The organism is Streptomyces torulosus (assembly GCF_001419765.1).
GTDB lineage: Bacteria > Actinomycetota > Actinomycetes > Streptomycetales > Streptomycetaceae > Streptomyces > Streptomyces torulosus.
In genome coordinates this window covers 21316-28638 of record NZ_LIRK01000070.1, presented here as the reverse complement: position 1 = coordinate 28638, position 7323 = coordinate 21316, and the positions used below count along the sequence as shown (strand labels likewise).

General features: G+C 68.7%; 6 protein-coding genes. 3 read left to right on the top strand and 3 right to left on the bottom strand.

Going from position 1 to position 7323, the window contains the following annotated elements:
* Positions 1–30: 30 nt before the first annotated feature.
* From AOK23_RS06230 to AOK23_RS06220, 3 genes are all read left to right on the top strand, one after another.
* Positions 31–1221 (top strand): cytochrome P450, encoded by a 1191-nt coding sequence (locus tag AOK23_RS06230; RefSeq protein WP_055711734.1) that lies wholly within the window; start codon positions 31–33, stop codon positions 1219–1221.
* A gap of 140 nt (positions 1222–1361) precedes the next feature.
* Positions 1362–3077: a phytoene desaturase family protein gene (locus AOK23_RS06225; protein WP_055711733.1), complete on the top strand. Its 1716-nt coding sequence runs from the start codon at positions 1362–1364 to the stop codon at positions 3075–3077.
* Complete coding sequence (locus tag AOK23_RS06220) at positions 3074–4132, top strand: MDR family NADP-dependent oxidoreductase (RefSeq protein ID WP_055711732.1); 1059 nt, start codon at positions 3074–3076, stop codon at positions 4130–4132. Before AOK23_RS06225 ends, AOK23_RS06220 begins: the two co-directional genes overlap by 4 nt.
* An 83-nt stretch (positions 4133–4215) precedes the next feature.
* Here AOK23_RS06220 and AOK23_RS06215 read toward each other — a convergent pair whose 3' ends face one another.
* The 3 genes from AOK23_RS06215 to AOK23_RS06205 form a co-directional block, all read right to left on the bottom strand.
* Positions 4216–5403, bottom strand: coding sequence for an ABC transporter ATP-binding protein (locus AOK23_RS06215; RefSeq protein ID WP_055711731.1), 1188 nt, complete (start codon positions 5401–5403; stop codon positions 4216–4218).
* Between the two features lie 113 nt (positions 5404–5516).
* Positions 5517–6350 (bottom strand): carbohydrate ABC transporter permease, encoded by an 834-nt coding sequence (locus AOK23_RS06210; RefSeq protein WP_055711730.1) that lies wholly within the window; start codon positions 6348–6350, stop codon positions 5517–5519.
* Complete coding sequence (locus tag AOK23_RS06205; RefSeq protein ID WP_055711729.1) at positions 6350–7309, bottom strand: carbohydrate ABC transporter permease; 960 nt, start codon at positions 7307–7309, stop codon at positions 6350–6352. The genes AOK23_RS06210 and AOK23_RS06205 overlap by 1 nt, the downstream gene beginning before the upstream one ends.
* Positions 7310–7323: the final 14 nt, after the last annotated feature.

Here is a 7323-nt window from a genome sequence, read left to right as displayed (position 1 = left end):
CACCGCCACCGTAAGAGGAACTGATCCCCCATGCCGGATCAACACCCCCCCCTCCCCTACCCCTTCGCCCCGCGCGGCCTCGACCTCGACCCCGCCTACGCGGAGTTGCGCGAACGCGCCCCGGCCCGCATCCGCATGCCGTACGGCGACGACGCCTGGCTGGTCACCCGGTACGAGGACGTACGGACGGTCCTGGCCGACCCGCGGTTCAGCCTGGCCGCCTCGATGGGCCGGGACCAGCCGCGGATGCGCCCGGTGGCCCGTACCGGCGCCGGTCTGTTCTCCACGGAGCCGCCCGAGCACACCCGGCTCCGCTCCCTGGTCGCACGGCAGTTCAGCGCCCGCCGGGTCGAGCCCCTGCGCGCGCGGGCCGGGCAACTGGCCGACGAGCTGATCGACGGGATGGTGGTCGCGGGCCAACCGGCGGACCTGGTCGAGGACTTCGCCATCCCCATGCCGACCACCATCATCTGCGAGGTGCTCGGCATCCCCGCCAAGGACCACCGGATGCTCTGGCACTGGGCGGAGACGGTGCTCTCCGCCATCACCCCCCAGGAGGTGCTCGCCACCGAGGGCCGGGCCTTCGTGGAGTACATGGTCGGCGTGCTGGAGCTACGGGGCCGAGAGCCGGGCGACGACCTGCTCACCGCCCTGGTCCGGGCCTGCCGCGAGGAGGGCCTGATCAGCGAGGAGGAGCTGCTGTCGATCGCCTGCGACCTGCTGATCGCCGGCTTCGTCTCCACCACCAACCAGATCGGCAACTTCTTCCACCAACTCCTCGTACATCCAGAGGAGTTGACGCGGCTACGAGAGCGCCCCGAATTGATCCCGAAGGCCGTCGAGGAGCTGATGCGCTACGTGCCGCTGCTCACCGGCTTCAACCTGGCACGGTACGCGACCGCCGATGTCGAGCTGGGCGGCATCACGATCCGGGCCGGCGAGGCGGTGATGATCGCCACCGCCGCCGCCAACCGCGACCCGGAGGTGTTCCAGGAGCCGGAGCGCCTCGTCATGGACCGCGGCGCCAACCCGCACATCGGCTTCGGCCACGGCGTGCACTACTGCGTCGGCGCCCATCTGGCCCGGCTGGAGCTCCAGGTGGCGATCGAGCGGGTGCTGCACCGGCTGCCCGGGATGCGGCTGGCCGTCCCCGAGAGCGAACTGAGCTGGAAGCAGGACGCGATGGTCAACGGTCTCCAGGCACTCCCGGTCGCCTGGTGACCGGGCACACGAACGGCCCCCCGGCACACCACACCGATACGACGAGGAGGACAGAGGATTTGGCGCGGCAGAAGGACGCTGGCCCTGCAACCGGAACCGGAACCGGAACCGACACCCGTACCGGCCGTCGCCGGGAATCGATGATCATCATCGGCGGTGGTCTCGGCGGTCTCTCCACCGGGTGCTACGCCCGGATGAACGGCTACCGGACCCGGATCTTCGAGATGCACGAGATCCCCGGCGGCTCGTGCACCGGCTGGGACCGCAGCGACTTCACCTTCGACTGGTGCGTCAGCTGGCTCCTCGGCAACGGTCCGGGCAACGAGATGTACCAGATCTGGCTCGAACTGGGCGCGCTCCAGGGCAAGGAGATGCGGCACTTCGACGTGTTCAACATCGTCCGTGGCCGGGACGGCCGGGCGGTCCGCTTCTACTCCGACCCGGACCGGCTCCAGGCGCACCTGCTCACGCTCTCCCCGGCCGACGCGGCGCCCATCCGGGAGTTCTGCGCGGGCATCCGCACGTTCCGCAAGGCGCTGGCGGTCTACCCGTTCCTCAAGCCGGTCGGGTTGATGGGCCGGTGGGAGCGGTGGCGGATGATGGCCTCCTTCGTCCCGTACTTCAACACCATCCGTAAGTCGATCACCGTGCTGATGACGGACTACGCTCAGCGGTTCCGCGACCCGCTGCTGCGTGAAGCGTTCAACTTCATCCTCTACGAGAAGCATCCGGCGTTCCCGGTGCTGCCGTTCTACTTCCAGCTGGCCTCGCACGCCAACCAAGCGGCGGGTGTGCCGGAGGGCGGTTCGCTGGGGCTCGCCCGGTCGGTCGAGGAGCGGTACCGCAAGCTGGGCGGTGAGATCACCTACAACGCCAGGGTCGAGGAGATCCTGGTCGAGCGGGACCGCGCGGTGGGCGTACGGCTGAGCGACGGCCGGGAGTATCGCGCCGACATCGTGGTCTCGGCGGCCGACGGCCACACCACGGTGATGAAGCTGCTGGGCGGCAGGTACCTCAACGACACCTACCGCAGGCTCTACACCTCGCTGATCGACCAGCCCGGCCAGCTGTCCCCCGGGTACGTCTCCCTCTTCCTGGGGCTGCGCAAGCCCTTCCCGGAGGGCGACCCGTGCACCACCTATCTGCTGACGGAGCAGCAGGCGAGCGCGCTGACCGGGATCCGCTGCCCGTCGATGAACGTGCAGTTCCGCACCCGGCACTACCCGGAGCTGGCGCCGCGCGAGTCCACCGTGGTGTTCGCGACGTACTTCTCCGACATCGTCCCCTGGCGGGAGCTGCACCAGGGGCCGGAACGGTCCTCGCGGGTCCGGCGCGGTCAGGAGCTGCACACCCTGCCGGTCCGGCACGGCAGGGACTATCTGACCGCCAAGCGGGAGGTCCGCAACGGCATCGTCTCCTTCCTGGACGAGCGGTTCCCCGGGTTCAAGGACGCGGTGGCCGTCGCCGACGTCTCCACCCCGCTGACCCAGGTCCGCTACACGGGCGTCTACGACGGCACGTTCCCTGGCTGGAACCCGTTCGTGGAGGGCGCGGAGACGGTGGAGGAGGAGATCAAGCGCAGCGGCCCGGTCCTGCCCGGGCTGTCGGACTTCTACCTCTCCGGGGTCTGGGCGACCATCGGCGGCCTGATCCGGGCGGCCGCCGCCGGCCGGCACGTCATGCAGTTCATCTGCCGGGACGACGGCCTGGAGTTCACCGCCGACATCGACCGGAGCGCCCCACCCCCGACGCATGTGGTCATCCCGGTCGGCGGGCCGCCCCGGCAGGCGCGGGCCGCCGACGGGAGCGGTACGACGAGCGATCCCTCGAACAGCGAGACAGGAGCCCTGACATGAGGATCGAGAAGTGGGTCGTCCGTGAACACCTCGGCGGGGTCCCGGACGTGGACCGGATCTACGAGAAGGTGGTGGAGGACGTCGAGATCGACCTCCGCCCCGACGAGATGCTGTTCCGCACACGGTACGTGTCGGTCGACCCGTATCAGAACGGGCTGGCGCTGGAGACGCCGATCGGCCACCACATGGGCGCGGACTCGATCATGGAAGTGCTGGAGGCGGGGCCGGAGGCGGCGTTCGCGGTCGGTGACCTGGTGCAGGGCTTCGGCGGCTGGCGCAGCCATGTGGTCCACAACGGCGCCGAGGAGGTGTGGCGGACGGGCACGTTCCCGATGGTGTTCCCGGCCTACCGCCGGCTCGACCCGGAGCGGTACGACGAGCGGCTGCCGCTGTCCACCGCGCTCGGCGTCATGGGCGCGCCGGGGATGACCGCGTGGGGCACCCTCACCCGGTTCATGTCCGTACGCCCGGGCGACACGGTGGTGGTCAGCGGCGCGTCCGGCTCGGTCGGCACGCTGGTGGGCCAGTTGGCCCGGCGGGCGGGCGCCGCCCGGGTGGTGGGCACCACCGCCTCACCGGGCAAGGTCGAGTACCTGCGCGGGCTCGGCTTCGACGAGGTGGTGCTCTACGCGCAGGCCGACGACGCGGAGAAGGTACGGCAGGAGCTGCTGCTCGCCGCGCCCGACGGGGTCGACCGGTACTTCGACAACCTGGGCGGAACCATCACCGACGCGGTGTTCACCATGCTCAACGTGGACAGCCAGGTGGCCGTCTGCTGGCAGTGGGCCACCACGGTGAACGGTGAACTGACCGGGCCACGGCTGCTGCCGTACATCATGTTCCCGCGCACCACGATCCGCGGCATCTTCGCCCAGGAGTGGTTCCACGAGCCGCTGTTGACTCGGATGCACCAGGAGCTGGGAGGTCTCGTCCGCGCCGGTGAGATCCAGTACCACCAGACCGTCCACCAGGGCTTCGACGCGATCCCGCACGCGTACCGCAGCCTCTACGTGAACCGGGAGGGGAACCGGGGCAAGGTGCTGGTCGAGGTCTGACCGAGCCCGCGGGAGGGACGGAGCAGGGCCCGGGCCACGGGGAGGCGGTTCTCCCACCGATGGGACAACGGCCTCCGACCCCGTCAGTCCACCCGTTCCGGATGCGTGAGGTTCGCTCCGCTCGCCGGATCGAACACATGGGCCTTGGCCATGTCGACCCGCAACTCAAGGGGCTCACCCTCGCGCGCACGTGTGGCGGCGTCCAGACGGGCCACGAGCTGATGGGTGTCGGCGCCGGTGTCGCGCAGACCGGAGTCCTTGGCGAGCTCCTCCAACTCGGTGGTCGTCGCGGGTCCGCCCTCCGCGGTGAAGTAGACGTACACATCGGAGCCCAGCGACTCCAGTACCTCCACGGTGGCGGTGAAGACCGGGCTCGTGCGGTCCCTTTCGTGGGACAGGGCCGCGTCCTCGAACGCCTCCGGCCGCAGCCCGATGATGACCTCGCGTGGCGCGTTCTGCTCCTCCAGCGACCGTCTCGTACGGTCGTCGAGGGGCAGATCGCCCACGGGTGAGCGCAGGGCACCGCCCTCGAGGGTGGCGTTCAGGAAGTTCATGGCCGGGGATCCGATGAAGCCCGCGACGAAGATGTTGCGCGGCAGGTCGTACAACTCGGCCGGTGTCCCGATCTGCTGGACCAGGCCCTGTCGCATGACCACGACCCGGTCGCCGAGTGTCATCGCCTCGGTCTGGTCGTGGGTGACGTACACGGTGGTCGTGCCGAGGCGCCGTTGCAGCCGGGAGATCTGGGTGCGCATCTGGACCCGGAGTTTGGCATCGAGGTTGGACAGCGGCTCGTCCATCAGGAACGCCTTGGGATCACGGACGATCGCCCGTCCCATTGCCACCCGCTGACGCTGGCCGCCCGAGAGATTGGCGGGCTTACGGTCCAGGTGCTCGGTCAGATCGAGGATCTGCGCGGCTTCCGTGACCTTGGCGTCGATGGTGGCCTTGTCCACCTTGGCCAGGCGCAGCGGGAAGCCCATGTTCTCCCGGACGCTCATGTGCGGGTAGAGGGCGTAGCTCTGGAAGACCATGGCGACGTCGCGTTCCTTGGGAGCGAGGTCGTTGACGACGCGGTCTCCGATGCGGAGGGTGCCCTCGGTGATGTCCTCCAGGCCGGCGATCATGTTCAGTGTGGTGGACTTGCCGCATCCCGACGGACCGACCAGGATCACGAACTCGCCGTCGGCGATCTCGAGGTCCACGTCCTTGACGGCGAGGGACCCGTCGGGAAAGCGCTTGGTGACTCCCTCGAGGATGATCTCGGCCATGGGTGGTGCCTCCTTGCCTTCATACCTTCATGCGGTCCGGGTCGGCGTACTGCGGTCAGCCCCTCGGACCCGTGTTCTGCCTGCCGCGGTCGGGGAGTGCGCGGTCGGGGAGTTCAGCCCTTGACCGCCCCTGAGGTCAGTCCGGCGACGATCCGCCGCTGGAAGAGCAGGACGAAGACGATGATCGGGATGGTGATGACCACGGCGGCGGCGGCGATCGACCCCGTGGGCTGCTGGAACTGGGAGCTCCCGGTGAAGAACGCGATCGCGGCGGGCACGGTGCGCGCGGACTCGGTGGAGGTCAGCGAGATCGCGAACAGGAAGTCGTTCCAGCAGAAGATGAACACGAGGATGGCCGTGGTGAACACGCCCGGCGCGGCCAGCGGCACGATGACCATGCGGAAGGCCTGCGCGGGCGTCGCCCCGTCGACCTTGGCGGCCTTCTCGAGATCCCAGGGGATCTCCCGGAAGAAGGCGGACAGGGTGTAGATCGCGAGCGGCAGGGAGAACGTCATGTACGGGATGATCAGCCCGATCCAGGTGTCGAAGATCCCGATGATCCGCTCGATGTTGAACAGCGGCGACACCAGGGAGATCGGCGGGAACATGGCGATCAGCAACGACATGCCGATGAGTACCCGCTTGCCGGGGAACCTCAGCCGGGCCACCGCGTAGGCGGCCATGGTGCCCAGCGCCACCGCGATCACCGTGGCGATCAGGGCGATACCGATCGAGTTGATCAGCGCCCGGGTGAACTCGGAGGTCTCGAAGATGCCCTGGTAGTTGTCCCAGGTCCAGTCCGTGGGGATGTAGTTGCCGTCCGTCAGGGTGCTGGGGTTCTTGAACGACAGTGCGGCGATCCATCCCACCGGGAACAGGGCGTACAGCACGACCAGTACGTTCAGGACACCCCATCGGGCGGCATGTGTCTTTCCCACTGCGGCCATCAGCGCTTCACCTCCGCGCCTGGTGCGGCAGCGCCGAACAGTTTGACGAAGGTGAAGGCGATGATCCCGACGCAGATGAAGATCAGGACCGAGATCGCCGAGCCGATGCCCAGGTTCAGCGCGGTGAACAGGTTGTCGTACCCGAGGATCGACACCGAGCCGGTTCCCTGGGCGCCCGCGGTCAGGATGTAGATGTTGTCGAAGATCCGGAACGCGTCCAGGGTGCGGAAGAGCAGTGCCACCAGGATGGCCGGTTTCATCAGCGGCAGCATGATCCTGGTGAAGCGCTGCCAGGCGGTGGCACCGTCCACCATGGCCGCCCTCAGGGTCTCCTCGGGGACCAGTGCGAGGCCCGCGAGCAGCAGCAGGGCCATGAACGGCGTCGTCTTCCACACCTCGGCGAGGATGATCAGCCAGAGGGCGGGCCACTGCTCGGTCAGGGGAGCGTCCCCCTGGGGCAGCAACTCGGCCAGATATCCGAGATCCGGGGTCCACGCGTACTGCCAGGAGAAGGCGGCCACCACGGTGACGATCCCGTACGGGATGAGGACCGACGTGCGGACGACACCACGCCAGAAGATCGTGCGGTGCATCACGAGGGCGAGTCCCATCCCGAGGACCAGTTCGATCGCCACGGACACGGCGGTGATGAACATCGTGACCCAGAAGGCGTCCCACCAGAACGAAGAGGTCAGCACCGCCCCGTAGTTGCTCAGCCCAACGAACTCCGCCCGTCCGGGAAAGCGCAGGTCATAGCGCTGGAGGGACAGATACACGGCGTATCCGACGGGGTAGGCGGTCACGGCGATCATGACGACGACAGCGGGCGCGCAGAGCAGCCAGCCGAGTCGGCGCTCCTGTCTGGCGCCCGCCGAGAGTGCTGACCGGTCCGGTTCCGCCCTGCCCGTCTCCGTCCCGGGGGGTGGCGGGGCTCCGGCCGGTTGCGCCCGCGTGCTCATCTCGGGCCGTCCGA